Genomic DNA, 24,483 nt, shown 5'->3' with positions numbered 1-24,483 from the left:
AACCATTTCATGAGATTAAAACACTTAACGCTGCCTGAGGATGCACGATGAATGAACTTGCTGCGCTACGCATCGACGCTTATGGCGTGGTCCTGCGCTTAGTCACTCCGGCCGATCTGCCCGCGTTGCGGCGTTGGCGGAATAGTGATGCTGTTCGTTTGCAGATGTTGGATCAACATCGCATTACTCCGGCCGAGCAACGCCGTTGGTATCAGCAGATAAGCCAGGATCATTCCGCCCGGCACTGGTGCGTGGAAGTGCGAGGGACTCGCTGTGGATATGCCAATTTAAAAGGCGGGGTGAGAACCGCGTCTTTAACCGGGCAAGCGCAGGCCGATAGCGGCCTGTACTTAGGCGATACCCCGGTGCGTCACGGCTTACTGGCGGTCGCCGTGGCCTTATGCCAGTTGGACGCCGCCTTTGAACAGCTCCATATTGACCGGATCAAAACCCAAGTGAAAGCCGGTAACCAGTCGGCTTTGCGACTGAATCAGATGCTGGGATATCAGCGCCAAGATACCGATACTCCTTTTTTGACTTGTACCCTGACGGCGGCGGATTACCGCCGGGCTCGTGTACCCTTAATGAGATTTTTCCGACATGCCTGAATCTATTTCTTTAGCGCAAGTATTTGCCCAAGCCTTAGCCGTAAATCCTGATCAAATCAATGATTCATTGCAATATCAGGGGATCCCGCAGTGGGATTCCGTCGCGCACATGCAACTGATAGCGGCGCTTGAAGATAGTTACGATGTGATGCTCGATACCGATGATATTATCGAGATGAGTTCAGTCGCCAAAGCCCGTGAAATCCTGCAAAAATATGGCGTGAATGTTTAATGCCGGGATTATTCGCAGGACGTAAGGTCCTGATTACTGGCGCTTCGCGGGGGATTGGTGCAGCGACAGCTCGCTGCTTTGCCAGTGAGCAAGCCGAACTTTTTATTCATGGTCGGGATCAAATCGCACTGGAAACGCTGGCAGAGACATTACATCGTGATTATACGGCTACATGTCATATACTCAATTTTGATATCAGTGATAGTCAGGCGGTCGCCCGTGGGTTTCGGGAGCTGTTTAGCGTGACGAAAACACTGGATGTTCTGATTAATAATGCGGGGATGCGATCAGATGCATTGCTGGCGATGGTCACACCGCAATCGCTGGAGCAAAGTTTTGCCACCAATAGTTTCGGGGCTTTCTATTGTTGTCAGTATGCGGCGCGAATGATGCGCCGCGCCGGTGGAGGAGCCATTGTCAATATTGCATCGGTAATGGCGCTGGGAGGATTTCCCGGTCAGAGTGTGTATGCCGCCAGCAAAGCAGCCATGCTGGGGATGACCCGCGCGTTGGCAAAAGAGCTGGCACCGGATCAGATCCGGGTGAATGCGATTGCCCCGGGTTTTATTGAAACTGATTTAGTGGCTGATCTAAGCGCAGAGCAGCGACAAAAACATCTGGCCCATATTGCACTCGGGCATCCTGGCGCCAGTGAGGATGTCGCGCGTAGTGCTTTGTTTTTGAGTTCTTCTTGGGCCAATTATATTACTGGCGAATGCCTCAGGGTCGATGGAGGAATGAGTTTGTGAATTTATTAGAACAAATGGCACGTCATCAGGGGGAAGCCCTCTGGTATAAAGGTGAGTCGATCCGTTATCCGGCATTGCTCAAACAAGCGCAATTGTTGGCAAAACGCTGGGGCGCACAGCGGCAACTGATTGCACTGCGGGCGCTGCATCGTCCTGATACTGTGGTGATTTATTTAGCGGCGCTGATCGGTCGTCATCCATTGATTTTATTGAATCCCAAAATGGATGAAGCCAGCCAACAGCAGATTATTGAACGCTATATTCCCAACCGGATTTATCTGTCCGGACTTTCCGGCAGTATTCATAATCATCAGCGCCAGCTGACGCTCAATGAAGATCTGGCACTGATGCTCACCACCTCCGGCTCTACCGGCGGGGTCAAGCTGGTGCAACTGAGCCTTAAAAACCTGTCGGCGAATGCAGCCTCGATTGCCGATTATTTAAAAATGGACAGCCATTCCCGGGTGATCAGTGCCTTGCCGCTGGGCTATTCCTATGGTTTGTCACTGCTCAACAGTCATTTATGGTGCGGTGGCTCGATGGTGCTGACCGAGCCCGATCCCTTAAGCCGCGAATTCTGGCAACTGCTGCGTGAGCAGCGAGTGACTCAGCTGGCGGGCGTGCCTTATAGCTATCAGATTTATGAACAGTTACGGATTCGTCGCAGTGACTGGCCGGATCTGGAAGTGCTTACCCAGGCCGGAGGGCGGCTTGAACCCCGGCTGGCTGAACAGTTTGCTAACTGGGCGAGCTTGCAAGGCAAATCTTTTTATGTGATGTATGGACAAACCGAAGCCACGGCCCGGATCTCCTATCTGCCGACGGTACAGGTGCTGGCTAAACCCAGTAGCATCGGGGTGGCGATTCCCGGTGGCGAGCTGATGATTGTGGGGGATCAGGGCCAGCCGGTAACCAAAGCGGGGGTTGAAGGCGAGATCGTCTATCGCGGTGATAATGTGATGATCGGTTATGCCGAGCAGGTCACTGACTTAGCGCCTCGAGCGCCGCTGGAGCAGCTTTACACTGGGGATATAGGCTATCACGATCATGACGGCTTTTTTTATGTGACTGGGCGTTTGAAACGAATGATCAAGCTTTCAGGTGTGCGTACGGCATTGGATGCGTTAGAGGCGACTTTACGGGCGCAATCGCTGCAGGCGACCTGCTGTGGTAAAGATGAAATGCTATGTGTTGCGCTGCCTGATCTGGCGCAGCGGGAACAAACCGAGCAGTACCTGCGAGAGACCATGCATCTACATCCGAGCCGCTATCAATTGGCGATCCTTAAAAATATTCCGATGACGGCCAACGGCAAGGTGGATTATCCAACCCTGCAACAACAGATTGCAGGTGAGCATGTCAGCGCCTTTTGAGATGCTGCTTGAAGCGCCGGTGTATGGGTTGTCGCAGTCGCAAAAAATGCCGCTGTTGCTGGCCCGACTGCGAGAGTTGAGCTTACATCACCGCGAACACTGTGGCAGTTACCGGCAAATTAGCGACGCTGCGCAGGCCTGCGAGCAGGCGCAGCATTATGCCGAGCTGTTACCGCTGGCCGTGCGTTTATTTAAACAACGGCCACTTTCCAGTATCACCCAAGAGCAGCTGTTTAAAACACTGAGCTCTTCAGGGACCAGCGGTGCCCGCTCACAAATCTTTCTTGATCGCGCGGCGGCGGCACTGCAAAGTAAAGTGCTGGTGAAAATCATGCAACATTGGCTGGGCAAAAAACGGTTGCCGATGTTGCTGGTGGAACAACCGGCATTGATTGCCAATCGGCAGGGATTTTCAGCTCGCGGGGCCGGGGCGCTGGGACTGTCGTTTTTAGGGCGCGATCACTGTTACGCATTGGATGAACAAATGCAGCCTAATTGGCCTGCTATCGATGCTTTTTGTGAGCGCTTTGCCGGTGAGCCGGTGTTTATTTTTGGTTTTACCTTTATGCTCTGGCAGTGCCTGTTGCAGCCACTGGCCGAGCGGGGAATACTGCTTCCTCTTAAACACGCCCAGATTTTTCACAGCGGCGGCTGGAAAAAACTGCAGCATCTGGCGGTGTCGCCCGCACAGTTTAACCAATGCTGCGAACAGCACTTGGGCAGTGCACAAGTACATAACTTTTATGGGATGGCGGAGCAGACCGGCACTATTTTCGTCAGTTGCGAGCATGGCCATCTGCATGCGCCGATGCTGGCTGATATTCTGATTCGGGATCCGCGCACCGGTCAGCCGCTGGGTATCGGCGAGGCGGGATTGATCCAAGTTTTCTCCGGGTTACCGGAAAGCTACCCCGGGCACAGCCTGCTGACCGAAGATCTCGGCATTTGGCTGGGCGAAGATGATTGTCCGTGTGGCCGTCGTGGCCGCTATTTTACCGTGTTGGGGCGGGAAACCACAGCCGAGGTGCGAGGATGCAGCGATACCTTCAGTTAGAGATCGATGAGGATGCCATTGAACGGGTTTGTCCGGCGCAGCCACTCTCGGAAATGGTCATTACGCCGCTGCGCTGTTTTGATCCGCTGATCCTCAACTTTATCGAAGCATTCTGTGAACGGATCGGCCACCTGCCGGATGCCCCCAATGCCAAGGCTCTGGCCTTTTTTTTACGGGCTCGGGCCTTGCAAAGCGCCATTGCTGAGCGAGAACAGCAAGGGCCACGATCACCGCTTGGATTAAGCTTCCATCTGGTTCCTTCCAATGTACCGATGAGCGCGTTTTATTCCGCGCTGGCCTCGCTGTTACAGGGCAATCCGACCCTTGTGCGGCTTTCCTCTACATTGCTCCCTGAGCAGGAAGCGGTGTTAGCAGTTTTAGCCCAGCTATTGAGTGAACCGCGTTGGCAGGCCATAAGCGAGCGAGTGCGATTTATCCGTTATCCGCACAGCGATACCATCACTCGCGCGATCAGTGCGCAGGCGGCGAGTCGAGTGATCTGGGGCGGGGATGCCAGCATTGCGCAGATCCGACAGTATCCGCTTAGTGCCGGAGCCCGAGAGCTGAGCTTTGCCAATCGCCAGTCACTGGCGCTGCTGGATGAACAATCGATTCGGCAATTGCCGGGGCGTTCGTTGGAGCTGCAATTATCGCAGTTGGCGACCGACATCAGTTTATTTGATCAGCAGTCGTGCTCATCACCAGCTTTGCTGGTCTGGGTTGGTAGCGATGACTCGCTGCGGGAGCGCGTCTTTCGCCAGTTGGCTGAGGCTTATCCCGATGAGCACAAGCAGCACAGCGCCCAGCAAGCACATTTGCAGCTGGCGGCTGCGGACGGTAGGATCGATCACTATCAGTGGATCGATGCGCTTGGGTGGGGTCATTTAAGAGCAAGCGCTGATGAACTCATCGTCCCTGAGCATCGCGGTGGTACCTTATATTGGTTGCAAACCCCCGACTTAAACTGGTTAGCGCAACCGGCCAACTTTCAGACCTGCGTCGCCGTCGGCATCAGCCGTGAGCTGCTGCGGGAAAAACTGCTGGAACACCCTGAGTTTCGACTGGACCGCATCGTCGCCCCCGGACAGGCCCTCGCCTTTGACTGGCACTGGGATGGCTGGGACCTGCTCAGTGCCTTATCGCGGTCGCAGGGATGAGAGTGAATTGCTGCGGATAGATTTCTTTCATCAAGCTAGAACCAACATCTTTTACTCTATCAGCGCTTTCCCTGCCTCTTTCATCACTTGCCGATTTTGCAGATAGGCGATGGTGCGGTTGCGGACTTGGCTGACTTCCAGATAATTCCAGCTGCCACCAATCACGCTGCCGAGCAGTGGAATGGTTTTTGAGAAGATCCCATTTTTGGTGATTTTTTTCAGAAAATGTTTGAGTACCAATCCTTTAAATGCCTTAAGTCCTTCTTTGGTGAGTGTTTTGCGTACGATGAGTGATGACACTTCTTTTTGGGTGTTCACGCCTAACGTTTTCAGAAATTGTCCATCGTCACTTAAGCCTAATGTCGGGATGAGCAACTCCCATTGGGCCTGTTCGCTGTCAAAAAATGCCGGATCATAAATGGCGGCTGCGGTGGCGACGGCGATGAGTTCAGTTTTAAGTGTGAGGGCTACATCGGTTGTGGCGGCGGGTAGGGCGGCCCACGGGTTGGAGGGCAGGCCCGTAGCGGCACCGGAGGCGGTGGCTTTCCAGCGTGCTTTACTGAAGATCTGCTCGACTAGTTGTTTTTCACTTAAGGCCAGTGATTGGGATTGCAGCCAGGCGGCTTCGGTCTGGATCGCGGGTACGTTTAAATCCGTGACCCAGTTTAGCGCTTTAAGTAGGGCTTTATTCTCTGTCAGTGGCGACATATTCACACCTTGATGGCTGGATGAGCTGGGTCGTACCAGCTGCTTTTTATTAAAATATGATAAATGATAACATTCATAGTTTATGAAACCAGAGGGTTGGTGCGGTGACGCAAGGGATCGTGATTATAAATGCTGCCGATGTTTTCGGGGCGGCCCGGATCTTGAATAGATCTTCGTTGATATTATTTTGACGCGTGGTGAAAGGATACGCTCATGAAACTTTCAGTCATTGTTCCGGCTTATAACCTTGAACAGTATATTGGCCCTTGTCTGGAAAGCCTGCTGACGCAGCAGTGTGACTTTGATTTTGAAGTTCTGGTTTGTAACGATGCTTCAAGTGATACTACGGCCGCAGTGCTGGCATCGCTCCAGCAACGCTGGCCGCAATTGCAGGTAATCACAAATCCGCAGAATTTAGGGCTGGTGGCGACCATGGGGCGGCTGCTCGATGCAGCTACCGGGCGGTATATTGCCTATCTGGATGGCGATGATCTGGCGTTACCCGGCAAATTACAGGCGCAGGTGGATTATCTGGAGACGCATCCGGGATGTGCGATTGCCTATCACGAAGCGGAGATGTTCGATTCAGATAGCGGCCAGTTGCTAAAACTGTATAGCCGTGATTATTACAATGCCCGCTATATTCCGCTGCAAGCCGGGATGGAGCATCTGATCCGCTACGGTACTTTTTTGCAGGCCAGCAGCATTATGTTTCGTCGCCACGTACATCTGATCCGGGCTCTGGAACATGGCTGTGCGATTATTTGCGATTATCCGTGGCATATTATGAATGCCGGATTTATCGGGGGCAGCATTGATCGGATCGACGGCATTTATGGCCGTTACCGCGTGCATGGCAACAGCTTTGGCGCGCAGACCTCGCGGGATGTGCGGCGGCGATTGCAGGTGACGCAGGAGCTGGAGCAGGCTTGCCGGTTAGGCGCACAGTTCGGTCTGTCGGATGAGGTGATCGATGCCGGTATCGCGCATGTGCGTTTTTCGGCCGCGCTGTACTTTTTACGCCAAGGGGAAGATTCGTTATTTAGCGATATGATCCAGGCTTCGGCTAATCACGACCACTTTTTTGATGATCGGCACCGACAAGCACTGGCCTGGTGTCACCAGCCGCAACAGGTGCGGCAGATGCTGGGATGGCTTGCTTCATGATTATGCCGGTGCAAGCGGTGCCACTCTCGCAACTGGCGCTACGCCCTTATGTGGTTGTCGGTTGCGGCGGATTTACCCGGCAGTTGTTGCAATTGCTGGGGAAGCGAGGGCTGCCATTGCCGCAGGCAATTGTGAACCCGAATCCGTCGGCCCCGGCCGCCTTTGAGTCGATCCCAGTCTGGGGATTAGAGCATTCGTTGCCGGAGTCGTGGGTCGTGGTGCCCGGTTCGGATGTATTTCAGCCGCAATTATTAGAGCGGATCCGCACCTCGGCCTTGGCTCAGGCTCCCGTCTGGGATGTCAGTGATGCGGTGCAGGCGTTTACTCAGCAGCAACCGGAAGTGTGGCTACCCAGAGAACCTACGAGCTCCCGCTATCTGGTGCTGAGCTGTGTCGGACATAGTGTGCCTTTAGGATGCTGGCTGAACAATTTTAAGTGCTGGTTGAAGCGTCGGCAGATCGAGTTAGTGGTTCGTCATCCGCTGGATCCAGCCTCGGATACGTTTTGGCGTCAGGCCTGCGGTATTCTCGCCTGGAATGGCAGCAGTTCCTTATTTACCCCACTGAAAACCCAGCTGCAGCGGCTGAACGTGCCGTTAACCTATGCTGAATGCGGATTTTTCCCGCAGCTGAGCCATTTTTATTTTGATCGTCAGGGCGTTAATCTGGCCTCGCAGCTGCGCAGCGATGATTTAAGCTGGTTGAATGAGTCGCATCATCAGCTGTATTTGCAGCGGCGACGGGCCTTGTTTGGTGAACTGGAGATCGATGATCAGGGCTATCTATTCGTGCCGCTGCAAATCGAGTCTGACAGTAATATTCAACTATACTCAACCTTTAAACAGGGGATGCAGGAATATATCGATTGGGTGGCCGAGCAGGAACCTAAGCGACCGATTCTGTTTAAACCCCATCCTAAAGATCCTCAGCCCCATCGTTACAAAATGCCGACGCATGGCCAGCTGGTATTTGAGGATACCTTAGATTTAATCGCTCATAGTCACCGTGTTCGGGGGATTACCTCGTCGGTTTTATTTGAGGCGGCCTTACTGGGGAAACCGGTTCGCTGCGATGGTCAAAGCTTGTTGAATCACCCCGAGGCAACTCCGGTTCAGGTGGTGACGGCACTGATTGCTCGTCAGTTTCACCGAGATGAAACGGAGTTTGACGGCGAGCGATTGACCCGGTTTACACATTTTAATTTGGATTAGGGAGACGTTTGCATGGCCCGGTTGACCTTGCGTTATGATCAGGACTCAATGGTGCAGCTGATTCAGGATGATGGCTCGGAGCCTTCGCGCTGTCTACCTTGGCAGTTGGATCAGTTGAATCAGTCGTTTGCAGCGATATCCAGTGATTTGCATTTGCAGTATTTAAGCAGCATGGAAGCGGATAGCTGCCTGCATTCAATTTTTTCCTGCCTGACCATCGAGGGGCAACTGCGGGTGACGGTGCCGGACCTGGACTACTGGTGTCGTCAGTGGCTGGATGCACAGTGGGATGAAAGCTCACTGCGGGATCAGGGATCACCGGCTCAGCAGGCTTACACCCATATTTTTGGTCCTCAGCAACATAACAATCCGATGTTGGATGATTATCAGCCTCAGCATCGGGCTCGTTATCTTTCTGGTTACAATCGGCGGCGACTGCGATTTTTGCTGGAGCGGGTTGGTTTTGTCGATGTGAACATTGAGCTGGTCGCGGGTCTGCTGATCGCAACCGCGCGAAAATCGATGCAGCCGGGAGAACGACAGATCGCGACCTCGCGGGCCAATATTCGGGTGGATCATCTGGTGCGCTATCAGTTCGCGGCCGAACAGCTGCAGCTGGTCCGGCCTCACTCGATTCTCGATCTGGCCTGTGGCATTGGTTATGGTTCGCAGTATTTAGCCGAACAGTTGTCCGGGCAAGTGCTGGGGATTGATATCGATGCTGGCGCGATTGATTATGCCCAGCGTTATTATCATCATCCCCGACTTATTTTTCGCTGCTGTGATGCCCGGGTTTTGGAGCGGGAGCCGGCGTCGACGGATGCAATTGTCTGTTTTGAAACGCTGGAGCATATCGATTTTGCCGCCGAATTGTTGGCGAATTTTTACCGCTGGCTCAAAGTAGGGGGGTATCTGATTGCATCAACGCCCAATCAGGATTGTTTACCATTTGATCCGCAACGGTTTCCGTTTCATCGGCAGCATTATCAGGTCAGCCAGATGCGGGCATTATTGGAGCAGGCCGGTTTTAGCATTCAGAAAGTGATGTTTCAGCCCGATCAGCATAGTGAACAACTGACGGATGAGCCCGGAGAATTTACGGTGATGGTGGCGCAAAAAATACAATAACCAAGGAATTCCTATGAAAGCGGTGTATGTTGGTTGTGGCGAGGATCGCCGGGCAGGATTTATTCATTGTGATATCCGGGCACTACCCGGTGTGGATATCGTGTGCCGGGCTTGGGAGCTCTCAGAATCGATGCATGATGCGGATATGATCTACTCCCGACATATGCTGGAGCATTTGACGTGTATGGAGGCCGACGCCGCCTTGGCGGACTGGCTGCAGGCGCTTCGCCCCGGTGGTCAGATTGAGATCTGGGTTCCTAATATGGATTTTCATATCCAGCAGTGGCAAAACGCGGTATGGGATGATGAAAATCTGGCGCGTCCGGATTCGGATGCACGACATGCACTGGCCGGATTCTGGGGATGGCAGCGGCAGTGTCGACCCCATCGGGATGATTATGAGACCAGTTATTGGGATGTGCATAAATCTGGATACAATGTGCCAAGGCTAACGTTTTTGTTATCCCGACAGGGCTATCAGAATATTCGGTTGCAGGTCATCGAAAAAATGCATCTGCAGGCCAAGGCTTGTGCGCCTCTTTAAGTGAGCCTGGCAGTTCGCTCAACTTCTTCTCCCATCTCTGCCATCGATGAATAGGCTTGCAGCCTGATTCGGCAATCCCCCCGGTTTTTTGGAAACGTACCCAAAGTTATAATTCGGTTTTCTTTTGATGACATAAAAGATAAGTTAACCATCACTACGGGAGACGACAGACGGGTATAGACCCGCGAACAGGGTCGCCCTTTTCTCTTGGGACCGTTCGCTCGATTTAGGATGACGCCGTGCATTTTCAGGACCAGACATTCAACCAATCCATCGTAGCTCTGAGCCATCATTACCAACACGGTTTTGAAGAACCGTTGCACCAGCACCGGGTCTCGCAATTACTGCACATCACCAGTGGGGTGCTGCGGGTTTATATTGAGCAGCAATGTTGGGTCATTCCTCCTCATCGTGGCTTATGGATCCCGACCGGGATTCCTCACCGGCTGTTGGCCGTCGGTTCTGTGGATGTCAAAACCTTGTTTTTTGACCCATTGGCCCGGGCGGATTTACCTGATGTCTGCGGTATTTTTCAGGTTTCGTCGTTGTTACGAGAATTAATTATCAGCGCCACAGACATTGAGCCACCCATCTTACCCGGTACGCGAGATGAACGGTTATTGGAGCTGGTTCTCGATGAATTACGCACGATTCATCTGGTCGATTTTAATGTTCCGTTGCCGTATTCGAGCGATCTGGCGCAATTCTGCCAGCGAGTGCAAGACCGCATTGAACATCCCTGGTCTGTGTCTGACGCGGCGGCTTTGTTGCAGGTTTCCGAACGCACCGTATCACGTAAATTTCATCATGAAACCGGGTTGGGTTTTGGGGAGTGGTTGCGCCGTAGCCGTCTGCTAAAAAGCATGGAGCTACTGGCGCAGGGATACAGCGTTATCCAGACGGCGCTGGCGGTGGGGTATGACAGTCCATCAGCCTTTACGGCGATGTTCAAACGCCGTATTGGTTTAGCGCCGACTGAATATATTCCCTAGATCCGCTCCAAGTGCGTTCGCTACGGCGTTGAGGGTCGCTTGTAACGAAGCCCGGCTGGTATCTGCATGAATTGACACCCCAAAGAAATGCTGGCCGCGAGCTGTTTCAACTTCAACATAAGCGACGGCTTTGCTCTCTGTGGCCTGACCCAGCGTATGTTCCGAATAGGTTCGGATGTTCATATGCAGCGCAAGAGCTGATCTCAGTGCGTTCATTAATGCACTCAGCAAACCGTTGCCCTGTCCTTGAGCCTGATATTGTTCTGCTGCGATGGTAAAACAGACATCCAGTTGTTGGCCTTTTTCGTGTGCTGAACTTTCATAGCTTTGCAACGCTATTTGGGGATGTTCCGTGATGCCATATTCTCGCCGAAACAGGCTCCACAATTCGGCCAGAGCGACTTCTTTCCCGGATTGGTCGGTATGCGCTTTGACTTTTTGACTAAAATCGATCTGTAACGCGCGGGGTAAACTGAGTCCGTGATTCTGTTCGAGTAACCAAGCCGCACCACTTTTACCGGACTGATTGTTCACCCGAATCACTTCTTCATAACTGCAGCCGACATCTTTTGGATCAAGCGGCAAATAAGGAATATCCCAGAACTCTTGTTGAGATTGGTGAGCAAAGCCTTTTTTAATCGCATCCTGATGAGAACCGGAGAACGCTGTAAACACCAGTTCACCGGCATAGGGATGACGCGGATGGACCGGCAACTGATTACAGTGTTCCGCAATTTTGACGGTTTGCCTGATATCTGAAAAATCCAGATTCGGGGTGACCCCTTGGGTATAAAGATTGAGTGCTAATGTGACCAAATCGACGTTCCCGGTACGTTCACCATTACCGAACAGGCAGCCTTCCACGCGATCAGCGCCAGCCAGTAACGCCAGTTCCGCAGAAGCGACACCGGTGCCGCGATCATTGTGAGGGTGCACACTAATCGTCGTATGCGCTAAATCGTCCATCTGTTGACAGAATTGCTCTATCTGATCGGCAAACACATTGGGTGTATTGACTTCAACCGTGGTGGGCAGATTGAAGATCAGGGGGCTTTGCTCAGTGGGTTGCCACACCGACTTCACCTCCCGACATAATTCAACCACGAAATCGAGTTCGGTAAAGCAGAAGGTTTCGGGGGAGTATTGCAGACACCACTGCGTTGCGGGTTGCTGCTCGGTTAATGTTTTCACCTGACGCACGGCGGCCACGGCCATTTCGATAATTTCCGATTTTGATTTATGAAAGACGATCTCACGAAAGCGCGGAGCCGTTGCATTATAAATATGCACAATCGCTTTCTTCGCCCCCTGCAGTGACGCGACGGTTTTATCGATCAATTCAGCACGCGACTGGGTGATCACTTGTAACCAGACATCCTCCGGCACTCGCTGTTCTTCAATCAACTGACGAATAAACTGATATTCGGTGTCTGATGCTGATGGAAAAGCGACCTCAATTTCTTTAAATCCGCATTGCACCAGATGCTCAAAATAAGCGAGCTTTCGCTGATGGTCCATGGGGGCGGCCAAAGCCTGATTCCCATCGCGTAGATCGGTTGAACACCAGCGTGGCGCTTGGGTTAATCGGTTATCAGGCCAACGGCGATCCGGATTGGCAATGATATCCGCCGGTTTATATTTGGTTTCGGGATGGGCGATCATGTCACACCTTGTTGTTTGAGTTTGATCCAGTGTAAAACCCACTCGGGTGGTGGATCTTCTTCGCCTTGGACAATCCCTATCGCGAAACAGACAACGCAGGTGTTTAAGAGGCTAAAACAGCCGGAACACTGGCTCGAAGTGTTCCGGCGGGCTGCGAGTCATGATTGGGGTATTGCGGCGCCATCGCCTGAATGGCTGGATCACCTTTGACGACGGCATCGGCCGATGTTGCAACAATGGCCAGATAGCAACTTAGAATGAAGGGGGGCAAGCCGCAGGCGAGTGCGGCGTTAAACATGATAGAGCATCTACGCTTCATCAATATTCATTAATACCGCGTTTTTATCGATACCGAGTCGTTTCATGCGCGATAACAATGTGGTGCGTTTCAGTCCTAATTTTTGCGCAGCGCCTCTGGGTCCGGCGACAATACCGTTGGTTTCTTGTAGCACCTGCACAATGCGCTGATACTCATCGGCTGAATCATGATGAGGTTTGAGATCTAAAATAGGTTCCTGAGCCGGGATAAAGGTGTGTCCACCGAGTTCGGGAGGTAACTGTAGTACGCCATCCCGAGAAAGTAATACAGCTCGTTCGATGACGTTTTGTAACTCCCGAACGTTCCCGGGCCACGGCATCGTTTGTAGCGATTGGATCACCGAGGCTGGAATACTATCGATAGAACGCCCCAGTTGCTGGCAGGCTCGGAATACGAAAAATTTGACCAGACTCGGGATATCTTCCACGCGCTCGCGTAGTGGCGGCAAGCGGATCGGGAAGACATTCAGCCGGTAAAACAGATCGCTACGGAACTCTTTATCCTCAACCATTTGCTTCAGATCGCGGTTGGTGGCGGCGATGAGCCGGACATCGACTTTAATGAGTTTGCTGCCCCCGACCCGCTCAAATTCCTGTTCCTGAAGTACACGCAATAATTTGGGCTGTAATTCCAGCGGCATGTCGCCGACTTCATCCAGAAACAAACTGCTTTTATGGGCTAGTTCAAAGCGGCCTTCTCGATCTTTGGAGGCACCGGTAAAAGCGCCTTTTTCATGGCCGAACAGATCACTTTCGAGGAGCCCGGCGGGCATAGCCGCACAGTTCATTTTGATCATTTGCTTGTTAGAGCGAGGACTCAAACGGTGAATGGCGCGGGCGAACAGTTCTTTCCCGGTGCCGGTTTCGCCCAGTAACAGGACGCTACAGTTGGTATTGGCGACGATTTCGATCTGCTGGAGCACATCGGTAATCGATGCGCTGCGACCGATAATTTCATCAAACTGGCTATGACTGAGCGTTTGTACCTGCTGGCTGAGATAACGGTTCTCATGCATCAGGTTATCTTTGAGCCGGTTTATTTCATGATACGCCCGGGCATTATCGACCGCGATAGCGGTACGTTCGGCAATCTGTTCCAGAAGGTGCTGGTGGCCGCTGCTAAAACTGTCATTTTCAGCCTGAGCTAGTTTCAGAACGCCCCGGACTTTCCCGGCAAAGGTGAGGGGGAGCAGATGAATCGTGTGCGTTTCCTGAGGCCACTGGCCAAAAATGAGCGCTTCTCCTTTGGCCATCGGATCATGGGCTGCTAGTTCGATCTGTTCGCATTTTCCGCTTTGAAGCACCCGACTGCAGAGACTTTGGCGGGCCAGAATGTGCTGATGGGTGATTTTATTGGATGTTCCTTTGGCAAAGTTACGATGATACAGATTCAGGTAATCGTCGTTTTTATCAGGGAGCACGATACTGACGGCGCTAATGCTGAAATAACGGTGGATCTCCTGAGCGATTCGATCGATCACATCTTCTAAATCCAGCTGGGCCAGTACCGCATTGGTGACATTGACCAGCACATGAAAATCATCGCGCTCTTCACAGAGTTGGTCCTGCTCATACCGCAGTGCGGTTCGGGCTTGCAAATGTTCCAGTGCGATCCCGAGTGATTCACAGATGAGTTCCAGATAGGCGGTTTCATCCGCTGAGAAAGGCGCGTTATCGTGACGCAGCACTTCACAAATACCCAACAGTCGCTGGTGGTTGAGAATGGGTAACCCGATATAGTGAGAAAAAGGGGCACTCAGCCGTTCCGATAATTGCTGATAACGGCGTTTAAAATCACTTTGGGTCAGTGTCAGCGGACTCTGGGTGGTTTGAATCAGGCGGAACGGACCATTTTCGAGCAGTTCCTGATTTTTTTCAATGCGACACGTTTCGTCGTCACTCTGGCGATAACAGCATAATTCCCCATTAGGACGATGCAGAACCAGTAAGATCCGATAGGGCATCTCCAGCGTCTGAGCGTGTTGATTTAAGCAGGCTAAGACACCTTCAATACTTGGCTGATCGAGCAGTTGATGGGTGAGCGTCAGGCAGCTGCGTTGCTCACTGAGATGCTGAAATCGGTTTGGCATAATAATCTCTTAGCTGAATGATTAACAAAACATCAGACGATCGAACCTGTTTTTAGGGGCTGTTGATCTCGGCTGATTTTAGATTTTCAAATTTTAATCAAGCACGAGTCAATATATCCCGGTGGCTGCGCAACACATCCATGTGTCCGTGAGGCCACGAATTATTTTAAATTGTAAGGATAATAAATTTTATTGACTTGCGACTGGATCAACAAATACGAGGTAATTGTTCAAAATGTGGCAAGGTGAGTTCTCGCTCGATCCCGTATTCACCGGTTAATGTGACGCCGGTACGTTCTGTCACCTGGCCAATGATGGCAGCCTGTTGTCCCAGAGGCGTTCCATGCAGCGCGTTAAGGACCACTTCACTACTTTGGGCGGAGGTGACGATGATGAGTTTGCCTTCGTTGGCTAAATTCAGCGGATCCAAGCCCAATAATTCACACATGCCCCGAACGGGTTCTGAAAGTGGGAGCTGGTGTTCAAACAGCTGCATGCCATAGCCGCTGGCATGCGCATACTCATGCATTACTGCATTGACGCCGCCTCGGGTGGCATCGCGCAGACAGCGGATCCCTTCGATGTTGAGCAGTGGTTCGACCAGTGGCCAAAGTACGGCGCAATCGCTTTGCAGATCGGATTCTAATCCCAGTTGTTCCCGGGCATTGAGAATGGCTGCACCATGATCGCCGAGGGTTCCGGTGACGATGATCTGATCGCCGATTTGGATGTGATGCATCCCCCAGTCGCTGCGAGCGTCAATCGTGGCTACACCCGCAGTATTGATAAAGATTTTATCAGCACTGCCGCGACCGACCACTTTGGTATCGCCGGTGACGATCTGGATCCCGGCGGCATTGGCCGTGTCGGCCATGCTCTGGATGATCCGCTCCAACGTGTCGAAAGGTAGTCCTTCTTCCAGAATCAGACTACAGGTCAGAAACCGGGGCTTAGCTCCCCCGACGGCCAAATCATTGGCGGTGCCGCAAATCGCTAACTTCCCGATGTTTCCCCCTGGAAATTCAATGGGGTCGATCACAAAACTATCGGTGGTCATGGCTAAGGTGTGACCCGCGGCGGTGAATTGTGCTAACGGGATCCGGGCCTGATCTTCGGCTTGAGCCAAATAGGCATTATTAAAATAACGCACCATTAGTTGCTGGATGAGATCCTGCATAGCCTGCCCGCCGCTGCCGTGAGCCAGAGTAATGATTTTAGAAGCCATTTAAATTCCTTAGAGTCAGCTGATCTTAGACCCGACGATATTGATAACAGGCGGCACAAGCCCCTTCAGATGAAACCATTAACGCTCCGACGGGAGCTTGAGGCGTACATTCACGGCCAAATAATGGACAATGTTGCGGTTTGCAACGGCCGATTAAAACATCACTGCAGCGGGCCTGCGGGCGTTCCTGCGGGTGATAATTATGAGGCTTAAAATGGCGTTCGGCATCAAATTCGGCGAAAGCCTCGCTAAACTGCATCCCGGAGTAGGCGATTTCGCCCAGCCCCCGCCATTCGCTGCGCTCACGCAGTGTGAAGACTTCCTGAATCACGGCCTGCGCCTGCGGATTTCCAGCATCGCGCACGACCCGGGCATATTGGTTTTCAACTTTAGCTTGCCCTTGTTTGATCTGGCGGACAATCATCAGGACGCTTTGCAGCATATCGACCGGTTCGAAACCGCTGACGACCAACGGCCGGTGGTATTGTTGGCAGAGGGCTTCATAAGGTTGGGTGCCGATTACCATGCTGACATGGCCCGGTCCGAGCAGAGCATCAATTTGGTTATCCGGGGCTCGTAGCAGCTCATCTAACGTGGGTACGACAACGATATGCTGGCAGAAGCCATAGAGATTGGAAAGTTGCATCGCTTTGGCGCGAATAAACAGCATGGCACTGGCGGGCATGGTGGTTTCGAAGCCTAATGCAAAAAAGACGACTTTACGATCCGGGTTTTCTTGAGCAATCTTCAGGGCATCCAATGGGGAGTAGATCATACGGATGTCGGCTCCTTCCCGGCGGGCATCCAGAAACGAACCGTGCGAACCGGGAACTCGCATCGCATCACCAAAGGTTAAGAAAATAACTTCGGGATGCTTGGCGATCTCGATACAGCTGTCGATACGGCCGGTCGGGAGTACACAGACTGGACAACCCGGCCCGTGAATGAAATCGATGCTTTCCGGCAGCAGTTTATCCAGACCAAACCGGAAAATGGCATGGGTGTGTCCGCCGCAGACCTCCATGATCTGCAGTGGTTTTTGCGCGGTAAATTGGCTACCCGCCATGTCGTGGTGGATGGCGCTAATCAGTTCCTGAACCGGTTGTTGTTGGCGAAATTCATCAACAAACTTCACGGGAACCTCCCCCGGCTTGCAAAAATGCGACGACATCGGGTTCGACTTCGCCCATTTCGGTGAGCGCTTGTAGGGTTCGAGCGGCTTCGTCGGCGTCAATTAAACTCATGGCAAAACCGACATGCACCAGAACCCACTGGCCGATGCGGGGCTGCCCTTGTTCATCGAGTGCACCGACAAGGCTTAAGTCGATCTCACGGGTAACGCCCCCGATCTGGGCTTTGGCCAGTTGGTTGCTTGGATCGTCAATGGCGATAATTTGAGCCGGAGTTCCTATGCACATAATTGAGCTTCCAGCCAGGTGAGCCATTCATCCATCCCGGCCCCAGTGGTGGCACTAACCGGAATAATGGTCAGTTCCGGATTCACCTGATGGGCGTATTGCATGCAGCGCGCCAGATCAAAATCGACGTATTCGAGCAAGTCGATTTTATTGATCAGCAGTAGTGAGGCGGCAGCAAACATATGCGGATATTTCAGCGGTTTGTCTTCCCCTTCGGTGACCGACAAAACGGCTACTTTATGTTTTTCACCTAGATCAAAACTAGCCGGGCAGACCAGATTACCGACGTTTTCAATAAACAAGTAGCTGTGTTCGGGCGTTTCCAGCTGATGCAGGGCATCGTGAACCATCTGCGCATCCAGATGGCAGCCTTTGCCGGTATTGATTTGAATCGCCTGTGCTCCGGTTTTATCGATACGGTTGGCATCGTTTTGCGTCTGCTGATCACCTTCAATGACCGCGCAGGGATGCAAGGGTAAAAATCGTTTCAGTGTTTCGCAAAGCAGGGTGGTTTTACCCGAACCTGGGCTAGATACAAAATTGAGTACAGCCAGATCAAGCGCTGCAAAATGTTCTCGGTTATGCGCGGCAATATGATTGTTTTTGGCCAGCACGTCTTCTTCAATGGAGATGCTGCGTTTTACCGGCTGAGCGGGTTGCGTGGTGAGTCTCTCCGGCTGGTCATGAATATTGCCTTCCACATGATAGTGAATATGGTGATGCACATCGCCCTGATGGTAATAATGATGATGAACGATAATTGTGGAGGCCGCTTGTTCGTCGTGGTGATGATTGTGCGAATGAGCGTGCTCATGTTCATGTTCGGCATGAGGATGCTGGTGATCATGAGTGTGGTCATGATCATGATTCGATTCATGAGTGGGGGTGATAGTGACATCGCCTTCGCTGCAACCACAAGTACTACACATAGTTATTCCTTAAGACATTTCGTCTGATTTAAATCACTTCAATCCGCTGGATGGTGAGTCCGTCGTCGGCATCGATCTTGAGATCGTGGCTGCCACAGTTGGGGCAGACTTTGACTTTACTGGATAGTAGCTGGATTGACTGATGGCAGTGATGGCAAAAGCATTCCGCAGACTGAACTTCCAGATGTAGTTTACACCCTTCAGCGATGGTTTCGCGGCAGACCAGTTCAAAACAAAACTCCATGGCTGAAGGTTCAACGCAGGAAAATGCGCCGACCCGGACCCAGACGTCCGTAACCTGCCGTGCACCATTGGCTTCGGCGGTTGCTGCAATGGTTTCAAGTGTTCTCTGACATAAGGTAATTTCGTGCATGCTAAATGCCATGATAAAGGTGCTGAGTGGATCCATAGCAAAAGCAATGCCAGCGGTTGGCATTGCTTTAAAAAGAATAAAGCGACTGTCGACGGACGGGGTTAAAAGATGTTCTTAAAATGAATTTTTAAACATATAACATATTGATTTTAAACTATAAAAATAAATTTTGTGACGTTGGTGCGAAAAATGCTCTTAAATGGCTGCTTGGCCGATTCGAACTCGTATTGGCCCTTCAAACGATGAAAGGGTGCACGTTGTTTACAGGCGTTTTTTCTGAACGATTGTCCTGTAGAAACGGCGTAATCCCCCGCGATTAGGGAAATCATCTTACATTATTTACGGTTGGTTCGAGGTGTCGACAAAAGTGTCTACGCTAGGCGATTTCGTCAAAAGTGACGAACCGGAATTTTAAGATGAGGATGTGCTTAGAGAGAGAGTATGAACCGTTTTGTCATTGCCGATCCCAGCTTATGCATCGGCTGCAACACTTGCATGGCGGCGTGTTCGCAAACGCATCAACAGCAGGGCTTACAAAGTGAGCCCCGACTGGTTGTGATGCGCAGTGCGAACGAATCAGCGCCGCAAATGTGCCATCAGTGTGAAGATGCACCGTGTGCCACGGTCTGTCCGGTCGGTGCCATCAGTCACAAGGATGGAGCAATTGTGCTGAATGAAAGCCTGTGTGTGAGCTGTAAGTTATGTGCCATTGCTTGTCCTTTTGGCGCGATCACCATGAGTGGTTCTAAACCACTTGATGCGCCTGCTGATGTGAATACCCGGTTAGCTCCCCGGGCTCCGAGAGCACCACGGCCAGTGAGCCCGTTGTTGGACTGGGTGGCTGGCGTGCGTGCGGTTGCCGTGAAATGTGACTTGTGTAGTTTCCGTGAAGAAGGTCCGGCTTGTATTGAGACCTGTCCGACTGGCGCCATTATTGAAGTGAGCGACGAAGCGATCACACAGTCGAATCAACGTAAACGTCGTCAGTCGGCATTACCGATGCCTGATGACTGGCATCCTTTTGGTGAGCCTTTGCATCGAAGCGATTCGACCGGTGTCTCTCTTTCTAAATCGCCTCGCCCTTCGAAACGGGAGCAAGATCTATGATGACTCCACTATCATGGTTAGAGTGGTCGCTTACATTATATATGGTTGGAGCACTCCTTAGCCTTTGTTTCGCGCGTCGTGAAACTATCGCGATTCAGCTCAGTGGCTGGTTATCCGCCATCGGTGGATGTTTCGGTCTGGTTGCGGCTGTACAAGTGCTGGCTCACAATACCGCTCTGACCGCAACGTTTGCCGGGCCTTTTTCTGATTTCGCGCATTTAACGATTCGTCTGGATATGCTGGCGGCCTTTATGGTGCTGGTGATTTCACTGTTGGTCGTCGTCAGCTCGATTTATTCGCTTTCTTATCTTCAGGAATATCGGGGGAAAGGCGCTTGGGCGATGGGATTCTTTATGAATCTGTTTATCGCGTCGATGATTGCTCTGGTCGTGGTCGATAATGCGTTCTACTTTATCGTGCTGTTTGAAGCGATGTCGTTGACCTCTTACTTCTTGGTCATTTCCGAACAGAATAAAGAAGCGGTGAATGCCGGGCTGTTGTATTTCTTTATTGCCCATGCTGGTTCCGTGCTGATTATGATCGCTTTCTTCCTGTTGTATCGCCATAGTACCAGCCTTGATTTTGCCGATTTTCGCAATGCTCAGCTGTCTACGCCACAGGCTTCTGCAGTGTTCTTGCTGGCTTTTTTTGGCTTCGGGGCCAAAGCGGGGATGTTGCCATTACATGGCTGGCTTCCTCGTGCTCACCCGGCGGCGCCTTCTCATGCATCGGCTCTGATGTCTGGGGTGATGGTGAAGATTGGGGTCTTCGGGATCATTAAAGTCGGTATCGATTTGTTAGGTGCTAGTGAAGTTTGGTGGGGAGTTGTGGTGTTGGCCTTTGGTGCCGTTTCATCGGTACTGGGGGTGCTGTATGCGCTGGCTGAACACGATATCAAACGGCTGCTGGCTTATCACACCGTTGAAAATATCGGCATTATTTTAATGGGTGTCGGTGTCGGGATGATCGGTATCGCGACGCACCATCCGCTGCTGGCAGCGCTGGGGCTGCTGGGCGGATTGTACCATTTGATCAACCATGCCGTGTTTAAAGGGTTGTTGTTCTTAGGGGCTGGTTCGGTGATTTACCGGCTGGGCACTAAAGATATGGAAAAAATGGGTGGATTGGCCAAATTAATGCCTCGAACTGCGCTGGCTTTCCTGATTGGATGTATGGCAATTTCGGCCCTGCCACCGCTGAACGGTTTTGTCAGCGAATGGTTCACTTACCAATCCTTATTTACGTTAAGTCATGACGGTAATTTCTTCCTGCAAATCGCCGGCCCTATCGGAATTGTGATGTTGGCGATTACCGGTGCGCTGGCCGCAATGTGTTTTGTGAAAGTCTATGGCGTGAGTTTTTGCGGCGCACCGCGCAGCGAAGCCGCTGCGAATGCCCGTGAAGTCCCGGCTTCGATGACTATCGCGATGGGGCTGCTGGCTATCTGCTGCGTGATCTTAGGTTTAGGGGCCAGTTGGATTGCACCCGTGATGAATCAAATCGCAGCCTCGTTAACCCATACGGTGGCTCCGGTGGTCAGTCAGAGTGCCGAAGTCTTCCCCGGATCCATGGCGCAGACTCGTTTAAACACACCACTGATTTTCATCTTATTGTTGGCACTGCCTATTTTGCCATTGCTCGTGTATGGCGCCCTGAAATCAAATCGGCTGCGTTTTCAACGTAAAACAGAACCTTGGGCTTGTGGCTATGGATATGAAGCTCCGATGGCTATGTCGGCCGGGAGCTTTACTCAGCCGCTGCGGGTGATGTTCAAACCGTTGTATCAGATGCGTCAGACGTTGGATCCAGCCCCGGTACTTCAGCGTTGTCTGAACTGGTCAACCCGAGGCGCGGCGGCGGTCGAGCCGGTGTGGGATGAATACATTGTGTTGCCGATTGTTCGGGCGGTGGTGCGTTTTAGTCGCATGGTGCAATGGATCCAGTTCGGTGATTTCCGAGCATATTGCCTGTATGTCGTGGCCGCGTTGGTCATTCTACTGGCTGCCACAATGGCATAAGGAATCTCAATTATGACTCAAACATCCTTATTGACTCTTGGTGCTTGTGCGCTGATCCAAGCGATTTTGCTGATGGCTTTGTCGCCGTTATACAGCGGAATTTCCCGGGTGATGCGCGCCAAAATGCACTCCCGTCAGGGACCGGGCATTCTTCAGGAATACCGGGATCTGTGGAAATTATTTCATCGTCAGGAACTGGCCCCTGAAAGCAGTGGCGGGATTTTCCGCATCATGCCTTGGGTTTTGATGGGCACCATGCTGGTGGTGGCAATGACACTACCGATGTTCACCGACGTCTCTCCGTTTGGTGCCGGGGGCGACATTATCACGCTGATTTATCTGTTTGCGGTCTATCGCTTCTTCTTTTCGCTAGCTGGGCTCGATTCAGGCAGTACCTTTGCCGGCATCGGTGCCAGCCGCGAGCTGACGTTGGGCGTGTTGGTTGAGCCGACCTTGATCTTATCGTTGCTGGTGGTGGCGCTGATTGCCGACTCGACCAATATCGGCAATATCAGCTCGACTTTAGCATCGGGCCATTGGGCTAAACCGGTGGCGACCGGGCTGGCTTTGATCGCCTGCGCTTTCGTGATCTTTATCGAGATGGGCAAACTTCCGTTTGATGTCGCTGAAGCTGAACAAGAACTTCAGGAAGGTCCGTTGACCGAATACTCCGGTGCGGGGTTGGCCATGGTGAAATGGGGGATCAGCTTAAAACAGGTGGTCGTCGTTTCGTTGTTCCTGTCGGTGTTTATTCCGGTAGGCAAAGCGGCCAGCTTTTCTCTGGGCGCACTCTTGATTGGGTTCGTGGCGCTACTGGTCAAATTGCTGGTGGTGTTTGTTTTGGCGGCGCTGGTTGAAAACAGTTTCGCTCGGGGACGGTTTTTATTAACCGGGCGCACCACTTGGCTGGGCTTTGGCGTTGCTGCGCTGGCGTTCGTTTTCTATTTGACTGGTTTATAAGGAGTCAGCCTCCATTATGGAAACTATTGCTCTTGCGACCTTATTGCTGCCGTTTTTAGGCGCACTATTGATCGCATGTTTTCCTCAACGCTGGGCGAAGGGATTGAGCGTTTTATTCGCTCTGCTGGCCACGTTGGGCATGGCCTCTCTGGCCTATTCTTATTATGAAAGTGGGAAGACGGATGTCGTCTTTACCATTTATCAGCTAGGCCATACCCAGATTTTTGGCTTCATCATGGATCGGGTCAGCTTGTTGATTGGCTTTGCCGTGGTTTCATTAGGGCTGTTGGTGAGCCTTTATTCTTGTGGCTATATGGGGCTGGGGAATAAAGAACATCCTCAGTTAGGGGATAATCGTTACTATGCTTTCTTGCTGATCTTTATCGGGGCGATGGCCGGGTTAACCTTGTCGTCGACGATTCTGGGGCAGCTCTTATTCTTCGAGATCACCGGGGCTTGTTCATGGGGCTTAATCGGTTATTACCAGAGTGAAAAATCACTGCGTAGTGCACTGAAAGCCTTGCTGGTGACCCATGTGGCTTCGGTCGGTTTGTATTTTGCGGCGGCATGGTTGTTTGCGAAAACCGGCACGTTTGAACTCAGTGCTTTAGCGCAGCTCGATTCGACCAGCAAAGTGATTGTGTTCTGCGGGATCTTATTTGCTGCTTGGGGTAAATCCGCACAGTTGCCCCTGCATATGTGGCTGCCGGATGCGATGGAAGCGCCGACTCCGGTGAGTGCTTATTTGCACGCAGCATCGATGGTGAAAGTTGGGGTGTATATCTTTGCCCGCGCCATTATGTCGGCCGGGGATGTGCCGCACTCGATCGGGGTGCTGGGGATTGTCATGGCGATGATTACCCTGATCTATGGCTTCATGATGTATCTGCCTCAAAAAGATATGAAACGGTTGTTGGCCTATTCAACCATTACCCAGCTGTCTTATATCTTTCTGGCATTGTCGCTGTCGATTTTCGGATCGCATATGGCGTTTGATGCCGGGATTGCTTACATCTTCAACCATGCGTACGCGAAAAGCTTGTTCTTCTTAGTCGCCGGTGCGTTGAGCTTTAGCTGCGGTACCCGAATGTTGCCGAAGTTGCGGGGGATGATGCGTCATCTACCGTTGTTGGGGGTGGGGTTCTGTGTCGCGGCACTGGCGATTTCCGGGGTGCCTCCATTTAATGGCTTCTTCAGTAAATTCCCGTTATTTGCCGCTGGTTTTGCGCTGTCTCGGGAACATATGTGGATGACACCGCTGATGGTGATTGTGCTGATCGAGTCGGTTGCGACCTTCGCTTGGTTCCTGTACTGGTTCGGCCGCACCGTTCCGGGTGAACCTTCGGCCGAGATCGCTGGCGCAAGCAAGGTGCCTGCTTCGATGAATATCGTGGTAGTGATTTTGATTGTGATGTCACTCTGTTCGAGCGTGATTGCTTCGCTCTGGCTGAAATAGGGAA

At 52.0% G+C, this 24,483-nt stretch carries 24 protein-coding genes; 15 read left to right on the top strand and 9 right to left on the bottom strand.

The annotated features are described in order from the left end of the window. Positions 1 to 47 precede the first annotated feature (47 nt). The 6 genes from ABUE20_RS08830 to ABUE20_RS08805 are packed head-to-tail and all read left to right on the top strand — an operon-like array spanning position 48 to position 5,173. Positions 48 to 608 carry a GNAT family N-acetyltransferase gene (locus ABUE20_RS08830; protein ID WP_408619530.1) on the top strand — a complete coding sequence of 187 codons (561 nt, stop codon included), beginning with the start codon at positions 48 to 50 and terminating at the stop codon, positions 606 to 608. Then, complete coding sequence (locus ABUE20_RS08825; RefSeq protein WP_408619529.1) at positions 601 to 840, top strand: acyl carrier protein; 240 nt, start codon at positions 601 to 603, stop codon at positions 838 to 840. Before ABUE20_RS08830 ends, ABUE20_RS08825 begins: the two co-directional genes overlap by 8 nt. Continuing rightward, the gene (locus ABUE20_RS08820; RefSeq protein ID WP_408619528.1) at positions 840 to 1,589 is read left to right on the top strand and encodes an SDR family NAD(P)-dependent oxidoreductase; all 750 of its coding nucleotides are present in this window, start codon (positions 840 to 842) and stop codon (positions 1,587 to 1,589) included. The genes ABUE20_RS08825 and ABUE20_RS08820 overlap by 1 nt, the downstream gene beginning before the upstream one ends. Next, on the top strand, positions 1,586 to 2,962 hold the full coding sequence (locus tag ABUE20_RS08815; protein ID WP_408619527.1) for an AMP-binding protein: 1,377 nt from the start codon (positions 1,586 to 1,588) through the stop codon (positions 2,960 to 2,962). Before ABUE20_RS08820 ends, ABUE20_RS08815 begins: the two co-directional genes overlap by 4 nt. After that, positions 2,946 to 4,016, top strand: a complete 1,071-nt coding sequence (locus ABUE20_RS08810; protein ID WP_408619526.1) for a LuxE/PaaK family acyltransferase — start codon at positions 2,946 to 2,948, stop codon at positions 4,014 to 4,016. Before ABUE20_RS08815 ends, ABUE20_RS08810 begins: the two co-directional genes overlap by 17 nt. Then, positions 3,995 to 5,173 (top strand): acyl-CoA reductase, encoded by a 1,179-nt coding sequence (locus tag ABUE20_RS08805; RefSeq protein WP_408619525.1) that lies wholly within the window; start codon positions 3,995 to 3,997, stop codon positions 5,171 to 5,173. The genes ABUE20_RS08810 and ABUE20_RS08805 overlap by 22 nt, the downstream gene beginning before the upstream one ends. 51 nt (positions 5,174 to 5,224) lie before the next feature. Here the strand turns inward: ABUE20_RS08805 and ABUE20_RS08800 are convergent, their stop codons facing one another. Beyond that, complete coding sequence (locus ABUE20_RS08800) at positions 5,225 to 5,881, bottom strand: hypothetical protein (protein ID WP_408619524.1); 657 nt, start codon at positions 5,879 to 5,881, stop codon at positions 5,225 to 5,227. Between the two features lie 213 nt (positions 5,882 to 6,094). On the opposite strand from ABUE20_RS08800, the gene ABUE20_RS08795 reads away from it, so the two are divergent. The 5 genes from ABUE20_RS08795 to ABUE20_RS08775 all read left to right on the top strand — a co-directional run bounded on the left by ABUE20_RS08795 (position 6,095) and on the right by ABUE20_RS08775 (position 10,923). Further along, positions 6,095 to 7,048: a glycosyltransferase family 2 protein gene (locus ABUE20_RS08795; RefSeq protein WP_408619523.1), complete on the top strand. Its 954-nt coding sequence runs from the start codon at positions 6,095 to 6,097 to the stop codon at positions 7,046 to 7,048. Then, positions 6,997 to 8,259: a capsular polysaccharide export protein, LipB/KpsS family gene (locus tag ABUE20_RS08790; protein ID WP_408619521.1), complete on the top strand. Its 1,263-nt coding sequence runs from the start codon at positions 6,997 to 6,999 to the stop codon at positions 8,257 to 8,259. The genes ABUE20_RS08795 and ABUE20_RS08790 overlap by 52 nt, the downstream gene beginning before the upstream one ends. Before the next feature lie 12 nt (positions 8,260 to 8,271). Continuing rightward, positions 8,272 to 9,387, top strand: a complete 1,116-nt coding sequence (locus ABUE20_RS08785; RefSeq protein WP_408619519.1) for a class I SAM-dependent methyltransferase — start codon at positions 8,272 to 8,274, stop codon at positions 9,385 to 9,387. 13 nt (positions 9,388 to 9,400) lie between these two features. After that, on the top strand, positions 9,401 to 9,931 hold the full coding sequence (locus ABUE20_RS08780; protein WP_408619518.1) for a class I SAM-dependent methyltransferase: 531 nt from the start codon (positions 9,401 to 9,403) through the stop codon (positions 9,929 to 9,931). A 239-nt stretch (positions 9,932 to 10,170) separates the two neighbouring features. Then, positions 10,171 to 10,923 (top strand): AraC family transcriptional regulator, encoded by a 753-nt coding sequence (locus ABUE20_RS08775; RefSeq protein WP_408619516.1) that lies wholly within the window; start codon positions 10,171 to 10,173, stop codon positions 10,921 to 10,923. On the opposite strand, the gene leuA is transcribed toward ABUE20_RS08775, so the two are convergent. The 8 genes from leuA to hypA form a co-directional block, all read right to left on the bottom strand. Further along, the gene (gene leuA / locus ABUE20_RS08770) at positions 10,897 to 12,585 is read right to left on the bottom strand and encodes a 2-isopropylmalate synthase (protein ID WP_408619514.1); all 1,689 of its coding nucleotides are present in this window, start codon (positions 12,583 to 12,585) and stop codon (positions 10,897 to 10,899) included. The two genes, ABUE20_RS08775 and leuA, sit on opposite strands and share 27 nt — an antisense overlap. A 103-nt stretch (positions 12,586 to 12,688) precedes the next feature. Beyond that, positions 12,689 to 12,883, bottom strand: a complete 195-nt coding sequence (locus tag ABUE20_RS08765) for a hypothetical protein (protein ID WP_408619513.1) — start codon at positions 12,881 to 12,883, stop codon at positions 12,689 to 12,691. Between the two features lie 10 nt (positions 12,884 to 12,893). Then, positions 12,894 to 14,993 carry a sigma 54-interacting transcriptional regulator gene (locus tag ABUE20_RS08760; protein WP_408619512.1) on the bottom strand — a complete coding sequence of 700 codons (2,100 nt, stop codon included), beginning with the start codon at positions 14,991 to 14,993 and terminating at the stop codon, positions 12,894 to 12,896. Between the two features lie 208 nt (positions 14,994 to 15,201). Next, positions 15,202 to 16,218: a hydrogenase expression/formation protein HypE gene (hypE, locus tag ABUE20_RS08755; protein WP_408619511.1), complete on the bottom strand. Its 1,017-nt coding sequence runs from the start codon at positions 16,216 to 16,218 to the stop codon at positions 15,202 to 15,204. A 25-nt stretch (positions 16,219 to 16,243) separates the two neighbouring features. After that, entirely contained in the window at positions 16,244 to 17,353 is a 1,110-nt protein-coding gene (gene hypD, locus ABUE20_RS08750) for a hydrogenase formation protein HypD (RefSeq protein WP_408619510.1), read from the bottom strand. Then, positions 17,340 to 17,636 carry a HypC/HybG/HupF family hydrogenase formation chaperone gene (gene hypC / locus ABUE20_RS08745; RefSeq protein ID WP_408619509.1) on the bottom strand — a complete coding sequence of 99 codons (297 nt, stop codon included), beginning with the start codon at positions 17,634 to 17,636 and terminating at the stop codon, positions 17,340 to 17,342. The genes hypD and hypC overlap by 14 nt, the downstream gene beginning before the upstream one ends. Beyond that, on the bottom strand, positions 17,627 to 18,565 hold the full coding sequence (gene hypB, locus ABUE20_RS08740) for a hydrogenase nickel incorporation protein HypB (protein WP_408619508.1): 939 nt from the start codon (positions 18,563 to 18,565) through the stop codon (positions 17,627 to 17,629). The genes hypC and hypB overlap by 10 nt, the downstream gene beginning before the upstream one ends. Before the next feature lie 28 nt (positions 18,566 to 18,593). Then, entirely contained in the window at positions 18,594 to 18,938 is a 345-nt protein-coding gene (gene hypA / locus ABUE20_RS08735; protein ID WP_408619507.1) for a hydrogenase maturation nickel metallochaperone HypA, read from the bottom strand. A 441-nt stretch (positions 18,939 to 19,379) separates the two neighbouring features. Here hypA and ABUE20_RS08730 point away from each other — a divergent pair, with 441 nt between their 5' ends. From ABUE20_RS08730 to ABUE20_RS08715, 4 genes are read left to right on the top strand one after another with little or no spacing between them, the layout of a single operon-like run. Continuing rightward, positions 19,380 to 20,045 (top strand): 4Fe-4S dicluster domain-containing protein, encoded by a 666-nt coding sequence (locus tag ABUE20_RS08730; RefSeq protein ID WP_408619506.1) that lies wholly within the window; start codon positions 19,380 to 19,382, stop codon positions 20,043 to 20,045. After that, the gene (gene hyfB, locus ABUE20_RS08725) at positions 20,042 to 22,063 is read left to right on the top strand and encodes a hydrogenase 4 subunit B (RefSeq protein WP_408619505.1); all 2,022 of its coding nucleotides are present in this window, start codon (positions 20,042 to 20,044) and stop codon (positions 22,061 to 22,063) included. Before ABUE20_RS08730 ends, hyfB begins: the two co-directional genes overlap by 4 nt. Positions 22,064 to 22,075: 12 nt before the next feature. After that, positions 22,076 to 23,023 (top strand): respiratory chain complex I subunit 1 family protein, encoded by a 948-nt coding sequence (locus ABUE20_RS08720; protein WP_408619504.1) that lies wholly within the window; start codon positions 22,076 to 22,078, stop codon positions 23,021 to 23,023. Positions 23,024 to 23,039: 16 nt separating this feature from the next. After that, entirely contained in the window at positions 23,040 to 24,479 is a 1,440-nt protein-coding gene (locus tag ABUE20_RS08715; protein WP_408619503.1) for a hydrogenase 4 subunit D, read from the top strand. Positions 24,480 to 24,483: the final 4 nt, after the last annotated feature.

Source organism: Celerinatantimonas marina, from assembly GCF_046054165.1.
GTDB lineage: Bacteria > Pseudomonadota > Gammaproteobacteria > Enterobacterales > Celerinatantimonadaceae > Celerinatantimonas.
The sequence above is the reverse complement of the archived record's forward strand: the minus strand, read 5'-3'. Positions and strand labels throughout refer to the sequence as shown.